The organism is candidate division WOR-3 bacterium (assembly GCA_039801365.1).
Lineage (GTDB): Bacteria > Hydrothermota > Tepidihabitantia > Tepidihabitantales > Tepidihabitantaceae > JBDRUN01.
Window position 1 is genome coordinate 17,436 of record JBDRUN010000004.1, and the last position, 19,686, is coordinate 37,121.

Here is a 19,686-nt window from a genome sequence, read left to right on the forward strand (position 1 = left end):
AGCTCCGTGTCAAATGGAGGCATAAGCCGACCCCAAGGACCGGTCGCGCGCGGCTTGCCCGCCATATTGAACAACTTTGCCAAGTATACTGAGTAGACTCGCGGGCACATGAGTTGACAACAGCAGTCCCGCCAAAGACACGAGGAAGTCTGCGCGAGGCTCAACAATCTGAGGATGCCACGGCTGAACGCGATGCTGCCGGGCTTGTTCCTAGTACTTCACTACCTGCGCCACTTCGGAGCCGCAGCGGACTAGGTAGACTCCGGGAGGCGAAGGACGGCCGAGGGCATCGGCACCATCCCAGACGCTGACCGCTGACCGTTCACCGCTGACCGTCAGGGTCCGCACGCACCGACCTGAGGTGTCGTAGATTCTGATTCCTTCCTGGCTGTTGGCTGTTAGCGGCAAACTGATGGCGATTCTTCCCCTGAACGGATTTGGCTCGCAGCGCAGCCCGCCGTCCGCTTCCTGCTCTTCTCGTTCGGCTACGCCGACTGGATATCCGAAGTGACTATACATCACCTTGTACGGCGCCGTGCTTCCCTGGGTCCACACAACCGTTGCGCCAAGACAGTTCGGATGCCGCACGTCCTCGGTGATCGGCAACAGGCCACGCAAGGTGCCGCTGCGCCACCCGGTCATGAAGTAATAGAGGTGACATGCGATGTCGGCACCGCCGCCAAGATGTTCATTTTCATTCCAGAACAGGTATGACCAGGTACTGCCGACGTGCGCTAGCACCGGCCGCGTTGAACGGGCTGCGGTCGGATATCCGCCGCCGTTCCCGCCTTCAAAGTGTGCCTCCATGTTCCCGGACGAGCTGTCTTCCCACGCACAGGCAAAGCTTTCGCCCGGTGAGCCGCGGTCAAGCGACGGGTGGCGCAATGGCCACGCGTGTGTCGCCAGCACCACCTCGCTGCCCCACACGCCGCCGACCCTACTGCGGCGTCGGATTGAGTAGGGCACGTGGCTTGCAGAATCAACCTGCTGCCAGACTACCACCATCTCGTTGCCCTGCGAGAAGTACTCAATCGAGGGAAAGAAACAGCATCCGGTCGTGGTTGTCGAAACCCGAAAGGTATCGCTTTGCGTGCCATTCTCGTTACATTCCCGGTAGTAGATTGCCGGTTTGCCAAACCGATAATCTTCCCACACGACATGTGCGATTCCGGCTGAATCTCCCCACACATCCGGGTGTAGTGCGTCGGCCCGGGATTGGCTCACATCGAGGGGTGCCATCCGATACTCGAAATTGCGGTAATAGACTTGCCGCTTTCCGGAACTCGTGTCTGGAAACTCCCAGACCAGGTGCCGGTCGCCATCCGGTCCTTTGTCAATTCCCGGATTTTGACCCGGATACATCATCACCGGCCTGGTCCACTCGAACCGGTTGATATTGCATACTCCAAGGCAGGACCACACACCATCTCTCGACTGGAATACGAGCGTCAGCGTCTCGCCCGGCATTCCGGAAAACTCAAACGCGGCCAGTTTGTGGCTGTTGTTGTACGCGGTGGCGTATGAAACGTCGGTTGAGCAAATGCAGCCAAAGAACCACTGCCCGCTTGCTGCGCCAGCCGCAGCAAGCACCGCGACTGCGACCTTCAGGCAATCCATAGCACCTCCTTTCGGGTAAACAATGGTAGACCACAGACAGACATCTGTCAATACGGATTGCCGCGAGTCAACCTTGACCAGTGACGCCCGACCGCTACTATCCGTTCGATGCCGAAGTCGGAGTGCCCCTCAACTGCAAGCTACGACCTGCAAGCCAGACGCTTCCTTACGGTTGACCTTCACTGCGACGCCATATATGAGCACGCCAAAGGCGCAAAGGACATCACCCAGCGGACCAACATCGGCCATCTCGACATTCCGCGCATGAAAGAAGGCGGCATCACTGCGCAGGTATTCGCCGTCTGGACCAACCCGGAGACATTCAAACCCAGCGAACGCGCGCCGTTCGTGCACAAGGCGATGGACGCGTTCGAAGACATCTGCCGCACTGTGCCAAAGGAGATCGGCCCTGCTCGCACTCCAGACGAGATGATAGCGCTGGTCGAGTCTGGCCGCATCGCGGGTATCCTCGGCATCGAAGGCGGCCATGCGCTGGAGGGCTGTCTTGATAACATCGAAGTATTCCAGAAGCGCGGGGTTCGCATCATCACCCTGACCTGGAACAATGCCAACGAGTTCGCAGATTCTTGTATGGAAGACACCGGCCGCGGCCTGACCCAGCTTGGTGTCAGGGCGGTCGCACTCATGAACCGGCTGGGCATCATCGTTGACCTATCCCACTCTGCTCCAAGTACGTTCTTTGACGCGCTGGAAACATCAACCGCACCGGTCATCTGCTCTCATTCTGCCTGTCGGGCACTGTGCGACCATCGCCGCAATCTGACTAATGACCAGCTCAAGGCATTGGCGCAGGCAAGAGGGCTTATTGGCATTGTATTCCTGCCTGCTTTTCTACGGCCTGAACCAGAGCCGACTTCACTTGCGGATGTGCTCAACCATATCCAGCACGCAGTTGAAGTCGCAGGAGTAGATTCTGTCGCGCTCGGCTCAGACTTCGACGGCTTCGGGCAAGGCCCGGTAGGACTGGAAGACGCTAGTCGAATGCCGGCCCTTGCCGCAGGCTTGCGCTCGCGCGGCTTCCCGGAGCCGGACATCCGCAAGATTCTTGGCGAGAACTTCCTCCGTGTGTGGCGTGAGGTTGAGGCCAGGAAGCATTAAGTTTGGCCAGCCAGGCACCAAGCCAGGAGAGGGGCGGTTCTACCAATTCTGGTTGGAGTTGCAGCCAGGGTCGTCCGACAATTGCCGGTCGAAGTCATTGGAGTTGTGACCTGGATGGTATCCTTCCCCGCGACTTGCGGTGCGTCCTGGCCAGCACCAGAACCTGTGCCTGACCGTGTGCCTGTCATTCTTGCTCGCTCCGTATCCGGGCAGGCATCAGGCACAGTGCCCAGCAGAGTCGGCAGGTAAGCAGAGCAGCAGCTAGCAGAAGAAACCGCTCTGCTAGCGACCTGTTCAGTTGCGGGGATTATGGCAAGGTAGGCGGCGGGGGGAATGACCCCTACCCTTGAATTCCAGAGACCATAACAGCATGGTAAGTAGTATCTTGCACATATAGTTAGCTTACAGAACCACTTCCGGCCTCGTTCACTGTCCGGCTTGAAGGCATTCACCAATATTGTAGAATCAAGCTAGTCATGAGGGTGCCTGCGCAGGCATTCCGATTCAGCTCAGAGCTAGGCAAGAGGCTCAGGGAGCTGCGTGAACGTGCAGGGCTGAAACAGGCCGAAGTCGCTTTCCGCATGGGCCGGCACAGCTCCAATCTAGTCAGCCGGCTCGAACTTGGTAAACCGAAGTTTCCAACCCTTGGTCTTATTGCCGACTTTCTCGCTGCCTGTGGCGCTTCATTCAGAGACGTGGCTGACCTGCTCGACCGGCCCGGTGCAGAGAGACCCAAACGCAAGCCCAGGCCGAAGACACTGGAACAGCGGATTGCGCTCATCAGGAAAAAGGCCGCACCGCTTGGCCGGCAAAGAGCGCTTGAGGACTGGCTCTACTCAGTCGTGAAGAGTGAAGGAATGCCGAAGAAGTTCGTCGAACGCAAGAAACTCATCGAGTCCGGCCGCAGGATATTCCGACTGATGGAGCAGGCCCGCCGCGGCATCGAGGCGGAGAAGAAGGCACTTATCTCCTCCGGCATCAGCGAAAAAGTGGCAGATGACCTTGAAGCCGCGGTGCAGGTGTGCCTGAACAACCTGGCCGAATCCGGCGACCTGGACTGCGACACGACAGTTGACGCGGTCTCGATTGCCGAGGGCCGGGCAAAACTGCCCAGAATCAAGAAGGCAGACAAGCGGCTGGAAGAAGAACTATCCGTGAAGCTCAAGCACTGGCGTCAGATGCGCTACTATACAACAGAGCGCATCAAGGAAGAAATCAGAGAACCTTTGAAACAGCAGGGCTGCAACCCGCCTGGTCCATACCTTGCCATCGTGCCTGACTTCTTCCAGATTGCCGAAGAGACCGCACTAGACTCAGAAGAACGCAAGGCCCGCACCGAAGCCCGGATTGCCCAGGTGAACGACAAGGACGGCGTGCGCAAGATGGCCGAGATGGTGTACGACCTGTATGAGAAGTACAAGGTGAACATTCCTGCCCGTCCCTTTGACTGGGACGCGCCCGTGCGTACCTCCCGCCCGGGCCGGCGCTGAAGCGGGCAAAGAACCGACACAGAACTCAGCCGCCAAGACAGGATATGGAAAGGCAGATACAGCCGACAATGACCGCCCGGCCGCCGGCAGTGATACCCTTCGCTGCCTGGATATCATCTGTGACAGACGGTCATCTCTGGTTGCCCGGAACGCGGGCGGTGCCTTCAGCCTGTCCGGTCGGCTAGCCTGTCGGGACCGGTGCGGCGAGGTCTTCGAGAATGACGCGCCGGAGTATCTGCTCGTCACCGAAGCGGCGGCGCGCGTCCAGCACTTCAATGCCGGCAATCCGGCCGTCTTCGGTGTAGTCCACCGCAATGCCCTCGGCAACGTGCTTGGTCGTCACCGTGGTCTCGATGAACCTGATATACAGCGCGTCAACTTCAGAGTCGTATGATATTCGCATGCTTTCCTCTAATCCTGTAGATAATACACGTAAACCGTGACCACTACAATAGCATCCGATTCCTCGACAAGCACCGGACGCACCTGCTTTCTTGCGTACCATCGGCCGTTCCACTCGCGGCCGAACGCGAACTCCTTGCGGTAGTCTCGCCGGCCGCGCTCAACCGGTTGCCAAGGACCTTCCCGAATAGCTTCAATGACTTCCGACTCAGAAGCCCCGCAGAAGACCATGTTCTCCCGGGCGTGGCGTGAGAACCTGATGAGCTTCATACCCTGATTCTAGCTCCCGGCCCCGTTCCTGTCCAATGCCGGTCGTAGTCCATCCCCCGGCTGGCCCTGTTCAGCACTCAACGCTCCCCCCCACCATCACATGCTGTCTACTGCTTACCGTACGCCGTCCTGACTGACCTCGGGCAACTGCTGTCTTTCCTGCGTGAAACGCCCGGATTCCGGGGCTACCCCGGAATCCCCGGCCCGGACTTTGGACTCCCGAAGGAATTCCCGGCGCAAGACGCCGGGCATAGAGCCTCATTCCGCCTTGACATCACTCCGAAATACGGGAAGTGTCCCTCATCCCGCCCAGCAGAGGCATCAGCCTGCCGTCACGAGTCGGTCCGGCTCCGGTCGATGTGCTACTCATAACGAACATCGCTGCCTCCTTTGGCGTCCCGCGCTTTGTGGCTCTTGCTTGGTAGCTTATTCCAGACCCGGCTCAAGTCAACCGGCCAGCGCCGGAGAGTGCGAGGCGCGGGGCTCCCCGCGCCCCGCCTATCTCGGCCGTGAACACACCCTGGTTACTTCACGATGATGGTCTGCTTGGTGACGGTAGCACCATCGAGATCAAGTGTGTAGAAATAGGTCCCGGGCTCGACAGGAGTGCCGTCCGGACGAAGCCCATTCCAAGTGACACTGTACCCGCCCGCTGACGTATGCTCGTTCAGCAGCTCCCGAGCGAGTCGTCCTGACTTATCATACACGATTAACTTTGCCGTACCGTCCCGTGGAAGTTCGTAGGCGATATTCAGACTCCGGCAGGTGGGGCTTGGTGCACCCCTTAGGCGTAGGTTAGCAGCAAAGGGAGACTGATTCGACTCGCCGACACCTGGTAGTCGTTCCCAGGCACCCCGGAGAATGAGTATCCCAACCAAACACTGCCCGTGGTTGTCACTGTGAGAGCCGTCGTTCACACCGAGATAAAGTTCGCCGGCCCAAGGTGAAGATTCCATCCCGTAGAGCCGGCCGACGCCGAATGGCTCATTGTCACCCACCTTACCGACTATTCCGTATCCACCGAGCGACCCTGCCGGAAGGAGACCTCCCTGCGGACTAGGCTGCCCTTCCCCAAAGATGGTGAAGACGTTCGGTTCCCACCAGGTCGCGGCCGCGAAGCCGAAGAGGTATATCCTGTCACCCTGCTCGACCTGAATACCCGTGGCCTGCCACCCGGGATCTGATGTCTCGACGAAGAAGACGGCATCTATGTACTGCTGAGCGCTGGCCGGTGACGCCAAGAGAGCCGCAACAGCCAACACGACAAACCCCGCAGTCCTCATACGACCTCCGATCATTTGCTTGGCGCATCCGCGCACCTCGGATGCGCATCTTTCGAGTTCGGCTCGGTGCCGCCGTTGCCAGTCAGTAACCGCTGCATACGCCCGCGGCTCAACCGGCGAATCCTTCTTGCGCCCGACGCATGCATCGGGCGTTGTCGAGATGGGGTTCTTTCTCTCAGTCCGGGCGTTGCACCCGACTACACTTGGCTGCTCAAGTCAGAAAACGCGGAATGATAGCAGATAGGGGGTCAAGTGCTGCATAATTGACTGTAGCGGCACAACTTACGCCATTGTGGCCGGCTCTGTCTTTCTGGGGGGGTACGTGCTGCTGCCAAGACTACGCCAGCGCCGGCTTATCAGGAGAATCACCAATGCGGAACTCAACCCGGCTGGGAAACACCGCGGGCAAGAAGCTGCGAGTGCGCAGCGATGAGCTACTCCGCGGCAACTACTAGGGACAGCGTTTCTCGGCTCCGCGCCCCTTCTGTCCCTTTGGCTGGGACGCGCCGGTCAAGCCACAGCGACGCTGAAGGCTGTTGCTGGTAAGCTACCCTCGGACTCACAGTTGGCTACGGCTCTTCCCAGTCAGGTACACCTTCTTCTCTTCCCGTCTGCCGCGGGCACCCTTCTTCCCGGCCCGAGGTCTAAGTGATGATGGCAATGAGAATGAACCGGAGCTCCGTTTGGGTGATTGCGCTGTTGTTCTTCTCCGCCGCGCACGCCCAGTTTCACGGCTCAGTCGAAGGCATAGTATCTGACAACGAACATCGTCCGTTGGCTGGCGCGCAGGTATGGCTGGAGGGACACCCGGTCGGAGCCGCGACCGATGCGTCCGGGCGCTACTTCATCGAGGTGCCGACGCACGGCGAGTTCCGCGTGGTCTACCAGTACACCGGTTACGAGTCTGAGACCCTGGCGGTCGTGGTCGGGCACGGCGAGACGGTGAAGCAGAACGTGGTACTGAGGCAGACTTCCATCCCGGTTCCGGGTGTGGAGACTCGTGCCAGCCGCGAGACCATGCACGAGTCCAAGACTCCTGAGCCGACGGTAATCATCCCGCAGGCCGCGGCCGAGCAGGCCGGAAAGACCACCATCGGCGAAGCCGCGACCCTCGAGACCGGCATCCAGCTGCAGAAGCGCTGCAGCGCCTGCGAGGCAAGCGAAGTCTCGATTCACGGTCTGCCCGGCCGGTTCTCCCTTGTCCTCCTGGAAGGAACGCCGGTATTCACCAATCTCGCCTCCCGCTACATCCTGGACCTACTGCCGGTTGAGTTCATAGACCGGCTGGAGGTGCTCAAGGGCGCGTCCGGCGCCATCTGGGGCTCGGACGCCATCGCCGGAGCCGTCAATATTCTCCTGCACCAGCCATCCGAACCGTTCGAGGCCCGGGCCAGCTTCACCCGACGCAGCTACGGCAACGATATTTCCGCCTTGGTGGGCAGTAACCACAGCCCGCTGGGCATGAGCGTCATCGCCGCACACGGCAACCGCGATTTCGTGGACCTGAACCACGACAGCGTCGGGGAGAACTCCGCCTTCCGCCGCGACCTCCTGCTTGCCAACCTGAACTACAGCCCGGTCGTGCAGTGGCAGTTGAATGGCGGCGGTACCTTCGGCGACGAACTGCGCCGGGGCGGCGCCATCGTCCCTGACTCCGCCTACGCCACGAACCCTATGGCTGAGAAGATTCACACCCGGCGCTGGGACCTGTGGCAGCGCACCGACTTTGCGTCCGGCGACCTGGAACTACAACTGCGCCTGGCGCTGTCCGAACACAGTGAGGACGGCATGGTGGAGACAAGAGACTACTCTGCCAGCCAGACTACCACCTATGCTGATTTCAGCACCGGCCTGCCGCACGTCGCCTCAGGCGTATCATTCTCCCGGCAGGCGCTCACCGACAGCCGCCTGTTCAGCCAGGGCTATGCGGAAAACGACCTGGGCGTCTGGGCCGCGGGCAAGAACCTGACCCCGACTGTCTTCGGCGTCCCGACCGACCTCCTGCCCGCCCTGCGGGCAGACTTCAACTCCGAGTACGGGTTCATCTTCTCGCCCTACGCCGCGGTGAAGCTGTACCTGAGCTTCGCGGACCTGAGTTTCGCGGCCGGGACCGGGTTCCGCACCCCCACGGTGATACTTGAGAGCATGGAGAATCTGCCCAACGGGTACCAGTACGCCGTGCGCCGCGACTCGGGCCTAACCCGCGAATCCGGCTTCTCCGTCGTGGCTGGTGTGGGCAGAAAACTCGTCAGCCAGAAGCTCGTCACCGAACTCCGGCTGAATCTGTTCCGTCACCGGGTGGGCAATTTCATCACCGCGGACCTGGTCGGGCTGGACACCGTCACCCGCCGCGCCATCTTCTACTACCGCAACCTGGATGAAGCCACCTCCTCCACCGGCGCAGAGTTCTCCGCCGGGTTGACCGTGCCCCGCGGCATCTCGGCCAATTTGGGCGCCTACCTCCTTGCCCCGCGCAGCGGCTCCAACCAGGCCCTGCCCTTTGTCCGGCGTTGGGGCGCGAACTACTCCGTCACCTATCCGTTCCGGCGCTGGGGACTGGAATTCGCCGCCAATGGCGAAGTCAACGGCCCGATGCTGGTTCGGACCGTATCCGACAACGGCACCATCCAGGACTACGACTCGCCGGTCTACTCGGTCCTGAACCTGCGCGCCACGAAGAAGCTGTGGATGTTCCGCCTCAGTGCCGGCGTGAACAACCTGTGGAACTATCACCAGCCGCCCCTGTCCCACCACGAGGGCAGAACCGACTACTACTGGGGTCCGATAATCGGCCGTGAACTGTACGGCACCATATCAGTGAACATCTAAGCAGGAGGACAAATGAAACCGCTTCTCTTGACCATCATCTCTGTCGGGCTGGTGCTGACTGGTGCGGGCAGCGCCCCGCCGCAGGCACAACAGTTGCCCTGCGCCTGTCTGAACTGGCTCCAGAGCGTCAAGATCGAGGTAACACAACTGGACAGCGGCGCAGTCATCAAGCTCTTCGCCGACAACCCCGCGGCTCTAAAGATGATTCAGGATTACGTCGGCGGACTCACCGCGGCTGCATCACCGACCGCCAAGGACCCGGTATGCGGGATGGATGTCAATCGCGCTCAGGCGACGGAAGAAGGCCTGACCGCAGGCTACCAGGGAACAACCTACTTCTTCTGCAGCGCGAAGTGCCGCGGGGACTTTATGAGACAACCGGCGAAGTTCGCTCCCAGGCAAGCCCCGGCTGGCTCCTGCCAGGGATGTGGCCGAGGCTGTCACTAACGGCCTGCGTTGAACAGAGCGGGGCGCCTGAAAAGGCGCCCCGCTCCCTGTATCCTGTACTCAGTCTTCTTTCTACTTGCTCACAGTCCGTATTTGGCGACTATCTCGTCCTTGGTCTTGTGCAGGATGTCGTACTTCTTGCCGACTTTGATGAACGCCTCAATCGCCCTGTCAATGTGTTCCTTGTCGTGCGCGGCCGAAAGCTGTACCCGGATGCGCGCCAGCCCCTTGCCAACTACCGGATAGAAGAAACCGATGACATAGATACCCTCGTCGTACATGTCGCGGGCAAAGTCCTGGGCCAGTTTGGCGTTGTAGAGCATTATCGGCACGATGGGATGCACTCCCGGCCGGATGTCAAAACCAGCATCGGTCATTGCCTTGCGGAAGTACATCGTATTCTTCTCGAGCTTATCCCTGCGTTCGGTCGTGCGCGAGAGTAGGTCAATGATGGTGATGGCCGAGGCCGCAATCACTGGCGGCAGGGTGTTTGAGAAAAGGTAGGGCCTGGACCGCTGGCGCAGGATTTCGACGATTTCCTTTCTCGCCGCGGTAAACCCGCCGGAAGCTCCGCCAAGCGCCTTGCCCATTGTCGAAGTAATGATGTCCACCCGGCCCATAACTCCACAATGTTCGTGCGAACCGCGACCATGCTTGCCCATGAACCCAGTGCAGTGGCTGTCATCAATCATGACAAGGCAGTCATACTTATCGCACAGGTCACAGATTTCCTCTAGCGGCGCAATGTCGCCGTCCATTGAGAATGCGCCGTCAGTGGCGAACACTCGGAACCGGGCCTTCTGCACTTCTTCGGACCTGAGCTTCTCCTCAAGGTCAGCCATGTCCATGTGCTTGATGATGTACCGCTTCGCCTTTGACAACCTGATGCCGTCAATCACCGATGCATGATTCAGAGCATCGGTCAGGATGGCGTCTTCTTCCTTGAACAGCACCTCGAACAGCCCGCCGTTCGCATCAAAGCAGGACGAATAGAGAATTGCGTCGTCCATGCCCAAGAAGTCGGCAATCTTCCGCTCCAGTTGCCGGTGTACGTCCTGAGTCCCGCAGATGAACCGCACCGAAGACAGTCCATAGCCCCACTCATCCAGCGCCTTGTGTGCGGACTTGATCGTGTCCGGATGACTGGAAAGCCCCAGGTAATTGTTCGCACAGAAGTTCAGGACCTCTTTTTTTGGCGCGCCGGCTGGGAACTCAACCTTGATGCCCGCGCCCTGGGGCCCGAATATGTACCTTTCCTCCTTGTACAGCCCTGCTTCCCTCACTCCTTTGAGCTCGGTCTGCAGGAATTCCTTTATCTTACCGTAAGCCACGTTTCCTCCTTAGGTCTAATTGTTCAACCGGCCAGTAAGAATCCGACATGGTGCTAACCTGCGCTACTCCTGGCCGCCTGATTCCTTTCTTCGTTCACTATTGCCACCCCCGAACTAGTCCCGATTCGCGTCGCACCGGCCTGAACCATCTTCTGGGCCGTTGCCAGGTCACGGATTCCGCCTGCGGCCTTGACCCCGATGCGGCCGTCAGCAATCCGGGCAAGTAGCGCCACATCCTCAACCGTGGCTCCGCCGGTCGAGAAACCGGTTGATGTCTTCACGAACTGGGCACCGGCGTTAATCACCAGCCTGGTCGCCTGCTCCTTCTCCTCATCCGTGAGCAGGCACGTCTCGATGATCACCTTCACTGGCCGCTTCTGGGCGGCGTGTACCACCCGGCTGATGTCCGACACAACCATTTCATGCGCACCAGCCTTGAGCCAGCCGATGTTCATCACCATATCCAGCTCATCCGCCCCAAGGTTCACTGCGGCCATTGCCTCGGCCGCCTTGGCCTCGCGCAACATCGCGCCAAGGGGAAAACCAACGACCGTGCACACTTTGATGGCGCTGTTTTCCAGTTGCTTCCGGCATAAGGGTACATAGCACGAATTCACACACACAGTCGCGAATCCGTATTCCTCAGCCTCGGCGCACAGCTTCTCAATCTGCTGCGGTGTCACGTCCGGCCGAAGCAGAGTATGGTCAATCAGTCCAGCGATGCTCTGTATGGTTGACATCTTGTTGTGCGCGGCAATTCTAGACCCGCGCGTGTTGCTGTCAAGAAAACTTGGCATTGGACCGGAACCCGACCTAAGGTTAGTCCGCTGACTACTAAGACCTCTGAGCGATCCGTCTTCTGGATTTTGCCGAAGGAGAAGCTGGGGCAGGAAGTTGCAATCTCGCTGCTGCCGCAGGGCCTACGCTCTTCGACTTACGGTAACACAGGGTTGACATCCTGACTGGCGGCCATATTCTACACGCCTTCATGAAGGCTGCAAAAGAGCTAGTCATCGTCGAGTCGCCGACCAAGGCAAGGACGATATTCCGACTGCTTGGTCAGCGAATGCGCGTTATTTCAACAATGGGACATATCGCAGACCTGCCCAAGTCCAGACTTGGAGTGGACATTGAGCACGGATTTGAGCCAGACTATATCCGCATCCGGGGCAAGGGACCAATCATCAAGGAATTGCAGCAGGCGGCGGCCGAATCGTCGGTGGTATATCTTGCCTGCGACCCGGACCGGGAGGGTGAAGCAATCGCCTATTCAGTTGCGAACGAAATCAGCGGGAACGGGCATCGCAAGCAACGCAAGAGGGGAAAGTCTAAGGTCCGTGGTCCGGTCGTGAAGCGGGTGCTGTTCTACGAAATCACTCGACCAGGGTTGGAGAAGGCTTTTTCTGAACCCGGTGAAATTGACCTGAACAAAGTAAACGCGCACCGGGGAAGGAGGGTTCTTGATCGGCTAGTTGGCTACCTGGTTTCTCCGCTGCTCTGGAAAGTGGTGAAGGTTGGACTTTCTGCTGGCCGGGTTCAAACTGTTGCGCTGCGCATGATCGTCGAACGCGAGCGGGAAATTCTTGCTTTTAAACCAAGCGAGTACTGGGTCATCAAAGCAAGATTTGCAGCCCGGGCCGGGAGTTTCGAAGCCCAGCTTGCCCGTATCGGCGGCAAGAAGGTAAGTCTCAGAAACAAGGCTGAGGTTGACGCGGTACAGAGCGACTGTGCGGCAGCCGAGTTCCGCATCGCTTCGGTCAAATCGCACACCAAGATGCGCTCGCCGCTACCGCCCTTCACAACCGCAACCCTTCAGCAGGATGCCGCCCAGAAACTGGGTCTGCCGTCCCGCAGAACGATGCAGCTTGCCCAGCAGCTCTTTGAGGGAGTTGAGATTGAGGGAGAACCGGTCGGACTCATCACCTATCCGCGCACCGACTCGGTTCGTGTGGCCGATGCCTTTCTGGCCGATACGCTGAACTTCATTGGCGGCACGATGGAGCCAGCTTATCGGCCGCCAGCACCCCGGCACTATCGCGACAAGACCGGCGTACAGGGCGCCCACGAAGCAATCAGGCCGACCCGGATTGACCGGACACCGGAATCGGTGAAGAACGCCCTGAGCCGGGATCAGTTCCGGCTGTACGACCTTGTCTATCGGCGGTTCTTGGCAAGCCAGCTCGCCGACGCTCGCTACTCAGTGACCGAGGTCGTTGTCTCAGGTGGCGGATACGAGTTCTGGGCCGAGGCAGTGAAGTGTGAATTCCCGGGATTTGAGCGCGTGTACGGTGACCAGGCGAAAGAGACCAGTCTCCCCGAACTCGTCCCGGGTGAACCGGTCGAGCTGAAGGAACTCTTGCCGGAGCAGAAGTTCACTCAGCCACCGCCGCGCTTTACCGAGGCAACACTAATTAAGAAACTCGAGTCGAACGGCATCGGCCGGCCTTCGACCTACGCAACTATCGTTGCCACGCTTTTCGACCGGAAGTATGTCGAGCGCAAAGACAAACGCCTGTTTCCGACTGAACTCGGCATGGTCGTAAACGACGTGCTCGTACCAAGATTTGCCAACGTGTTTGAGACCGGGTTCACGCGGGAAATGGAGCAGGAGCTCGACCTTGTCGAGGAAGGAAAAGAAAAATGGCAGGCGGTCGTAGAGCGGTTCTACAAACCGCTGAAAGAGGACCTAGACAAGGCGCAGGCGGACGCACCCGACATCAGACAGGGTCTGCAGAAAGAGCTCGCCGAGAAGTGTCCCAAGTGCGGTAAGCCGCTGGCCGAGCGGTGGGGCCGGTACGGTAAGTTTGTCGCCTGCTCAGGCTACCCACAGTGCCGGTACATCAAGCGGGAGCAGAAGGCGCCACCGGTGCTGCTGGATGAGAAATGCCCTGAGTGCGGCCGGCCGTTGGTCGAGCGCACGAGCCGGTACGGCAAGTTCAAGGCGTGTTCCGGTTACCCGGAGTGCAAGTACGTGAAGAAGGAACCAGCTACCGTCCTGAAGGTCGGAGACAAGTGTCCGCAGTGCGGTAGGCCGCTTGTTGAACGGCGGGGTCGGTTTGGTGCGTTCGTCGCCTGCTCAGGTTACCCGGACTGCAAGTTCATGGCCCGCGGAGCGAAGCCCGCGCCGAAAGTGCTGGACGAGAAATGTCCGGAGTGCGGCAAGAACCTTATTGAGCGTCAGGGTCGGTTTGGTGCGTTCGTCGCCTGCTCAGGCTATCCGAAGTGCAAGTACATCAAGAAGGAACAGAGAAAGGGTTCAAGGGTTCAAGGGTCCAAGGGTCCAAGCGGAGAGGGGACGGAGTGACCTGCGTCAGGAACGGCGCCTACTGGCAGTTGCGGCTGGAGCGGGGGGAGGATGTGCCGACCGAGGTTGCCGGGTTCGTTTTGCGGCACCAGATACGCTCAGGCCTAATCACTGGGCTGGGTGCGGCTGACATGGTCGTGCTTGGACATTTCAGTCTTAGGACGAAGAAGTATCGCAAACGTAAGCTGGCCGGCGAATACGAAATCGCCGGTATCCTCGGTAACATCGCCTGGGATGGCAAGGTTCCGGTTTGCCACATGCACGCGGTCGTGACCGGGCCGGATATGAAAGCCCTCGGCGGGCACCTGTTTGCTGCCCGGGTCGCCGCGACCTGCGAGATTTCCATCCTGCCGGGCGCCCGGCGCCTGGGCCGCAAGCTCGACCAGACCACCGGACTCAAGCTGCTCGCTCTTCGGTCCCGGGGCTGACTGCGGCCTGCGGTTCTCTTGTCAGGCGGTTTGGCCAGGCGCAGCCGCAATGCGGCCGGGACAGGATACCAAAGGGCAGGCCGGACACAGGTGCCAGGCCGGCTTCGCCTCGGGCGGCTGGCCGGTTTCTCTTGAGCGGCGCATGGTCCGGACCGCGGCCAGCAGTTGCTCCACTTCATACCTGCCAATTCTGACCTCAAATGTGCGGTCCGGGTACACGACATAGGCGTATCCCGGCCGAACTCCGAACTCGGCCTCGGCTAGGAGCGCCTGCGCCACTGCCTGCATCCGGTCTTGGACGGTCAGACGCTTTGGCGTCACAAGCGACCTTGTTTCCAGCGTCGCCAGGTTCCGACCCTGGCGCACGACGCAGTTCAGGTGTCCCGCAATCCCATACCGGCTGGCACGGACTAGCTTCCGGTCACGCTCGACGTCGTCGCGGGACAGGACGTCGCCGGGGATGGCGCGAAGATAGTCCGGGGTGCGCTGACGCCAGCAGTACCAGCGCACGATGAAGTAGATCGAGAATCCCATTACGACCGTGCCGATGAGATTCAGCGAGTATACGATGAGGTAAAGTGACTCGTGTCGGAGCAGCCAGGATATGCTCCAGGCAATCAGCGCGGCTACGGCGCAGGCGATTGAGAACAACCAGAGCAGTCCGGTCCCAGGAACCTCAAACGGCATAGTCCGGCTCCTCCCCGCGCCCGGTTCCTGCTTCAGTCGTGCGAGCTGTTCCCGGTGCTCGAGGCTCAGGGGCGTGTCCCGCAGCCACCAAATGTACGGGCAGCAGAAGAAATCGCGGATTTCTTCGACCGTGACTTCCGACCGGGCCGCGGCGTCGCGTTGAGTGTTCTGCATCATCTCGGCAGTCGGCATCGCCCCGGCTGGCCGGACATTCTCAGCCGTACCGCAGGCCAATTCAAGACATGGTTCGGCGCCGGGTCAATCGTGGCTGCGCGTCCCCGTAATCCAGACATTGGCAAATGCACTACCGGCTGGCATGTCGGGTGTCGGCAGCGCTCCCAGGAGAGAGATAGGCAAAGACAGCCGCCACGAAACTGGCGCTAATCTCGCATGCGTGTTTATTTGCGGTTCCCTATCTCGGCGGTGCAAACTGTCTTCCCTTCTGGTTCGTCGGCTCTCGGCAACTTGGTGTTGAAGTCCAATCCGAACCTAAAGCTCGACCGATTCAGCCCGGACCCAGGAGTGACCGCCATCAGTCGTGAGAAGGATTGTGCCGTTGCGGCCACACGCGCACCCGATCTCTCCGTCCGGCCGGAAACTGAGGCCGAGCAGGTCTTCAGCCGTGCTGCAACACGCCGCGGTCCAGGTATCACCGCCGTCATCGGTACTTAGTATCGTGCCCGCACCACCAACGCACACGCCGTGTTCGGTCCCGCGCGGAAATGCAATCCTGTGGAATGCAACATACCCTACGCTTGGCTCCAGCCGACGCCAGGTCTCACCGCCATCTTCGGTCTTCAGGAGCGTGCCGCCGTCGCCGCAGACATAGCCCACGACGTCATCCTCAGGGAAGCACAAACCCCGAAGATTGGCGACACCGGCGATTCCGCCCCCGGTTGCAAACCAGTGCTCACTGCCAGCCACTTTCCTGAGAATCGTTCCCGCGGCGCCGACCGCAAGCCCGGTTTCTCCGTCAACCGGAAACGATACGGCCAAAAGGTCAGCCGTGGTTGGAACCATAAGCCGACGCCAGGTAGCGCCGCAGTCATCGGTGCGCATAATCAGACCAAAGGTGCCGACGATGTACCCGGTTCGTTCAGTGGGGAAACACACACCGTAGATGTCACTATCTGTGTCAAGACTTACCGTCTGCCAGCTCCTGCCAGCATCCGCTGTCTTCAGCAATGTGCCGCCCGCTCCGACTATGAAGCCTTCGAGCATATCCTCACGAAAGCAGACGCCGAAGAGGTCAGCATGGGTCGGCACCGGCACTCGTTGCCATGTATTTCCGCCATCGTGGGTGACAAGCAGGAGACCACTACTACCAACACAGAATCCATCCGTGCCCTCACCCGGCAAAACTACCGCCCTAAAGTCGTTCATTCGGTTCCCATCCTCCTTCGTTCACGATGCACAAAGCCACCAGTTCTGACCGCGAGGAGCAGCACGCATGCGGCAAGCGATAGGATGCTAACCGCAAGCAGTATCGAACGCAGCCGTCCCAGGGGTGCGGTCACCACCAATCGGTGTCTTCCCTCAGGACAGCGCAGCCAGATGAAATGGTCTTTGGTCTCATAGAAGTCCACTTTCCGGCCGTCGAATCTGATTGACAACTCCGGGTAATAACTCAAGGCGAGTCTGAGGAAGCATTCAGACCGATTCTCTAGCTCGATTTCCACCGAGCTGTTGCTGATGCTGGTGTTGAGTACGTGGCAGTCCGGCTTCGGCCCGAGCGATTCGGCTTCATACCGCGCTGCTGCCGGAATGAAGCCCATTCGCCGCAACGACGTATCAATCAGCACGCTGTCTAGAAAAACCTGCCAGTCTTCGGCAATGCAGAAACTTCTTGCCTGGGCAAGTTGTTCGGCTGACATTGGCCTTACCACATTACTCGCCATGACCAGCCCGGCCCGGGTCGGACCGAACACGACCGGAGGTTCCTGCTGTGCGACAAGGAACCGGTCGTCCCAGGCGATGCCTTGCTTGGTTGCTAGGTAGATAAACTCTCCTGCGCTATCAGTGCTCATCAGTGCCGGCAGAGTAATCAGATGGCTCACGCCCATCAGCGCCAGTGCCTTGAATGTTCCCTCGGTCAGAGCCGCCCGCGTTGTATCGCCCAAGTCCGCAGCCACGTAGTTCGTCCAGGGATAGACGTACAGCATCGAGCGCGGCGCGAACTGGTGGTACGGCGGCCCGAGCGGACTGGCCAATCTGCCAAACAGATAGCCGGTCGCCGGATAGCGCAGCGTGCGCCGGACATCGTCAATGCGGTCCTCAGGTATGTTCACGTCAAGAACCTTGACCGTCGGCTGGCTTCGGAGTACGTCGTAGACATACTGTCTCGTACCGAGGAAGGTCCTGATACGCGCGTGCCGGACATTCAGCAGCGTCGGCACGCAGTCGGCAACAAGTGCCACGACAATGACCACTAGGCTGACGAACCGAACATGGTCTGTCTTTACCCGGCTTTCAAAACAGCCAAAGCCCAGGGCCACGAGAACTGCGGCGAAGAACATCCAGTACACGAGGAATCTTACTGGCGGCAATCCCGCGGTCAGCACTTGGCCGATCCGGCCGAGCCGGGGCACGACGAAGGTGAACCCGAGCGCAAGCGCCAGCCCGGCAACCGGGAAACCGGCTTCGCGCCGAATCGGCCGGTTGACCAAGAGCAGCACTACCGATGCCACGACCAGCAACACGACACTGATTCCGATGTATGCACCGTCGTATCCGCCAGGCTTGACCCCGGGCCAGAGCAGGGCTGCGAGTCTCGGCATTCCAACCGGTACGAACGACTGTGGGTATGCATGCGTGCCATACTCCAGCACCAATGGCACCAGGATGAAAGAACTTAGGCCGATACCGCAGGCGGCTGCGGCTCCAGCGCCAGCCAGAACTCGCCCGGCCTGACGGCCGCGGTATGCTACAAGCCACCAGACCAACGCCAGTACGAGAAAGCTCCAGATGAATACACCGTAAACAATATGCGCGAGCATTGCCAGCCCGAGGCACAGACCGAGGAGACCAGCGTCGGCAAGCCCGGCCCGCTCAACCAGTCGGTCCAACGCCAGGAAACACAAAGGCAAGAGTACGAATACAAGCGCCAGCGGGTAGTTCCCGGCTATTGAAACGAAGAACACGCGCCACGGAACAAGTACATAGACCAGAGTCCCGAGTGCGGCCGCGGCTTTCCGGCCGGTTTTTCTCCAGAGGTATAAGTACATTACCGCGGCCGAGCCTAGGTACAATCCGAACAGAAGCACTTTCAGTGCGAGTAACTGACCGCCGCCGGTCACGAACGCCAGTACTCCACCCAGGAATGCAAACAGTGGCCCGTAGAATCGCAGGTGCGGATAACCGGAGTAGAACATGAAAGACCAGAACGGCGAAGTGCCTTCCTTCAGCGACTCATAGACGATTCGCTGTCGGACAAGGTGGGGCCAGACATCAACGCTCGTTGGGTGTCCGGGTGCAATATAGGAGAACCCGGCTAGAGCAACAATCAGCAAGAGCACGGCCGCGGCAACAAGCAGTACCCACTTTGGAATTGCCCCTGCCGGCTGCTCCTTGCTTCGCACGCCGCAGGCTTCTGACACGCCGGAGTTGTTCACGATGAGTTTAGTTCTGGCCGTATTGGCCTTTCACTTTGCGCCGACCGCTGCCCTCTACACCGGGTAGCCCTACTCGTCGCGCGAACCGGCACTGTCATTCTGTCTCTTGCCTGCCGGCCTCAGTAGAATCACCGGCGTCATTGCGTCGCCCTGGCCCGCCGGGTTGTCACGCATCGCCTGCTGCACCAGCTCCGTGTCCAGCCTATCGGAAGCGCCGACCACGGTACAGCCGAATATATCGTTGGCATCCACGACCGCGGATTCGCAGCCGGTAATCTCCTTCATCTGCCGGGCCACCGCATCCGGGTCCAGGGGGCCCTTAATGACATACTCGTAGTACTCCTTCACACCTGAAGTGTGAGCCGCATCAATCATCGCCGCCTGCTTGCCCGCGACCCGATAGAAGTCACCGGACCGACCGCGCAGTTTGCCCCAGGCCCCGGCCAGAGCTGCCCGCACGATTCTCGGTGCGCCGACCTCATCAATCGCGCACTGCATTGACCACGGACTGCGCAGCCCGATGCCGTAGGGGACCTTCTTGACGAACCGCCACAGAACGCTCGCCCAGAACCCGGGTTTTATTTTTGTCACGGGTATCGCCCGACCCTGCATTATCGCCACCGGGCTTTCGGCAATTGTTACTATGTCCCCGGGCTGAACAATGGGCACAACGAAGCGACGCATCACTGCTACCAGGTTGTCTTTCTCCGTGAGCAGACCGGTTCTGACCCAGATGCGCCTCACCTGCTGACTGCCGACCTGCACGACCTCTGGTTTGACACTCACACCACGAATCTAGTCCACCGCACGGAAAAATCAAGACCGTGAGAGCAGTACCGACGGTCAGGGTTACCGAATCCACAGTCAA

17 protein-coding genes are annotated in these 19,686 nt (G+C 59.8%); 6 read left to right on the forward strand and 11 right to left on the reverse strand.

Features of this window, described 5'->3' with window-relative positions; all coding sequences use genetic code 11:
* Positions 1 to 210 precede the first annotated feature (210 nt).
* The gene (locus tag ABIL25_01315; GenBank protein ID MEO0080915.1) at positions 211 to 1,617 is read right to left on the reverse strand and encodes a hypothetical protein; all 1,407 of its coding nucleotides are present in this window, start codon (positions 1,615 to 1,617) and stop codon (positions 211 to 213) included.
* Between the two features lie 108 nt (positions 1,618 to 1,725).
* On the opposite strand from ABIL25_01315, the gene ABIL25_01320 reads away from it, so the two are divergent.
* On the forward strand, positions 1,726 to 2,736 hold the full coding sequence (locus ABIL25_01320; protein ID MEO0080916.1) for a dipeptidase: 1,011 nt from the start codon (positions 1,726 to 1,728) through the stop codon (positions 2,734 to 2,736).
* Positions 2,737 to 3,212: 476 nt separating this feature from the next.
* The gene (locus tag ABIL25_01325; GenBank protein ID MEO0080917.1) at positions 3,213 to 4,226 is read left to right on the forward strand and encodes a helix-turn-helix transcriptional regulator; all 1,014 of its coding nucleotides are present in this window, start codon (positions 3,213 to 3,215) and stop codon (positions 4,224 to 4,226) included.
* Positions 4,227 to 4,407: 181 nt separating this feature from the next.
* Here the strand turns inward: ABIL25_01325 and ABIL25_01330 are convergent, their stop codons facing one another.
* From ABIL25_01330 to ABIL25_01345, 4 genes are all read right to left on the reverse strand, one after another.
* Positions 4,408 to 4,629 carry a DUF2283 domain-containing protein gene (locus ABIL25_01330; protein ID MEO0080918.1) on the reverse strand — a complete coding sequence of 74 codons (222 nt, stop codon included), beginning with the start codon at positions 4,627 to 4,629 and terminating at the stop codon, positions 4,408 to 4,410.
* 8 nt (positions 4,630 to 4,637) lie between these two features.
* Positions 4,638 to 4,898: a DUF4258 domain-containing protein gene (locus ABIL25_01335; protein MEO0080919.1), complete on the reverse strand. Its 261-nt coding sequence runs from the start codon at positions 4,896 to 4,898 to the stop codon at positions 4,638 to 4,640.
* 114 nt (positions 4,899 to 5,012) lie between these two features.
* A complete protein-coding gene (locus tag ABIL25_01340; protein ID MEO0080920.1) occupies positions 5,013 to 5,150 on the reverse strand; it encodes a hypothetical protein in 138 nt (45 codons plus the stop codon).
* Between the two features lie 272 nt (positions 5,151 to 5,422).
* Positions 5,423 to 6,181 (reverse strand): FlgD immunoglobulin-like domain containing protein, encoded by a 759-nt coding sequence (locus ABIL25_01345; GenBank protein ID MEO0080921.1) that lies wholly within the window; start codon positions 6,179 to 6,181, stop codon positions 5,423 to 5,425.
* A 666-nt stretch (positions 6,182 to 6,847) separates the two neighbouring features.
* Between ABIL25_01345 and ABIL25_01350 the strand changes: the two genes are divergently transcribed.
* Positions 6,848 to 9,010 carry a TonB-dependent receptor gene (locus ABIL25_01350; GenBank protein ID MEO0080922.1) on the forward strand — a complete coding sequence of 721 codons (2,163 nt, stop codon included), beginning with the start codon at positions 6,848 to 6,850 and terminating at the stop codon, positions 9,008 to 9,010.
* Between the two features lie 12 nt (positions 9,011 to 9,022).
* Positions 9,023 to 9,457 carry a YHS domain-containing protein gene (locus tag ABIL25_01355; GenBank protein ID MEO0080923.1) on the forward strand — a complete coding sequence of 145 codons (435 nt, stop codon included), beginning with the start codon at positions 9,023 to 9,025 and terminating at the stop codon, positions 9,455 to 9,457.
* Positions 9,458 to 9,537: 80 nt separating this feature from the next.
* Here ABIL25_01355 and kbl read toward each other — a convergent pair whose 3' ends face one another.
* Both kbl and deoC read right to left on the reverse strand, forming a co-directional pair.
* On the reverse strand, positions 9,538 to 10,788 hold the full coding sequence (gene kbl / locus ABIL25_01360) for a glycine C-acetyltransferase (protein MEO0080924.1): 1,251 nt from the start codon (positions 10,786 to 10,788) through the stop codon (positions 9,538 to 9,540).
* A gap of 53 nt (positions 10,789 to 10,841) precedes the next feature.
* Positions 10,842 to 11,585, reverse strand: a complete 744-nt coding sequence (gene deoC / locus ABIL25_01365; protein MEO0080925.1) for a deoxyribose-phosphate aldolase — start codon at positions 11,583 to 11,585, stop codon at positions 10,842 to 10,844.
* Positions 11,586 to 11,776: 191 nt separating this feature from the next.
* Here deoC and topA point away from each other — a divergent pair, with 191 nt between their 5' ends.
* Both topA and ABIL25_01375 read left to right on the forward strand, forming a co-directional pair.
* Complete coding sequence (topA, locus tag ABIL25_01370; protein ID MEO0080926.1) at positions 11,777 to 14,092, forward strand: type I DNA topoisomerase; 2,316 nt, start codon at positions 11,777 to 11,779, stop codon at positions 14,090 to 14,092.
* A complete protein-coding gene (locus tag ABIL25_01375; protein ID MEO0080927.1) occupies positions 14,089 to 14,520 on the forward strand; it encodes a PPC domain-containing DNA-binding protein in 432 nt (143 codons plus the stop codon). The genes topA and ABIL25_01375 overlap by 4 nt, the downstream gene beginning before the upstream one ends.
* Before the next feature lie 21 nt (positions 14,521 to 14,541).
* Here the strand turns inward: ABIL25_01375 and ABIL25_01380 are convergent, their stop codons facing one another.
* The 4 genes from ABIL25_01380 to ABIL25_01395 form a co-directional block, all read right to left on the reverse strand.
* Positions 14,542 to 15,441, reverse strand: coding sequence for a hypothetical protein (locus ABIL25_01380; GenBank protein MEO0080928.1), 900 nt, complete (start codon positions 15,439 to 15,441; stop codon positions 14,542 to 14,544).
* A 255-nt stretch (positions 15,442 to 15,696) separates the two neighbouring features.
* Positions 15,697 to 16,590, reverse strand: a complete 894-nt coding sequence (locus tag ABIL25_01385) for a YCF48-related protein (protein ID MEO0080929.1) — start codon at positions 16,588 to 16,590, stop codon at positions 15,697 to 15,699.
* Positions 16,587 to 18,818, reverse strand: coding sequence for a 6-pyruvoyl-tetrahydropterin synthase-related protein (locus ABIL25_01390; GenBank protein ID MEO0080930.1), 2,232 nt, complete (start codon positions 18,816 to 18,818; stop codon positions 16,587 to 16,589). The genes ABIL25_01385 and ABIL25_01390 overlap by 4 nt, the downstream gene beginning before the upstream one ends.
* Positions 18,819 to 18,887: 69 nt before the next feature.
* Positions 18,888 to 19,604 carry a coenzyme F420-0:L-glutamate ligase gene (locus ABIL25_01395; protein MEO0080931.1) on the reverse strand — a complete coding sequence of 239 codons (717 nt, stop codon included), beginning with the start codon at positions 19,602 to 19,604 and terminating at the stop codon, positions 18,888 to 18,890.
* Positions 19,605 to 19,686: the final 82 nt, after the last annotated feature.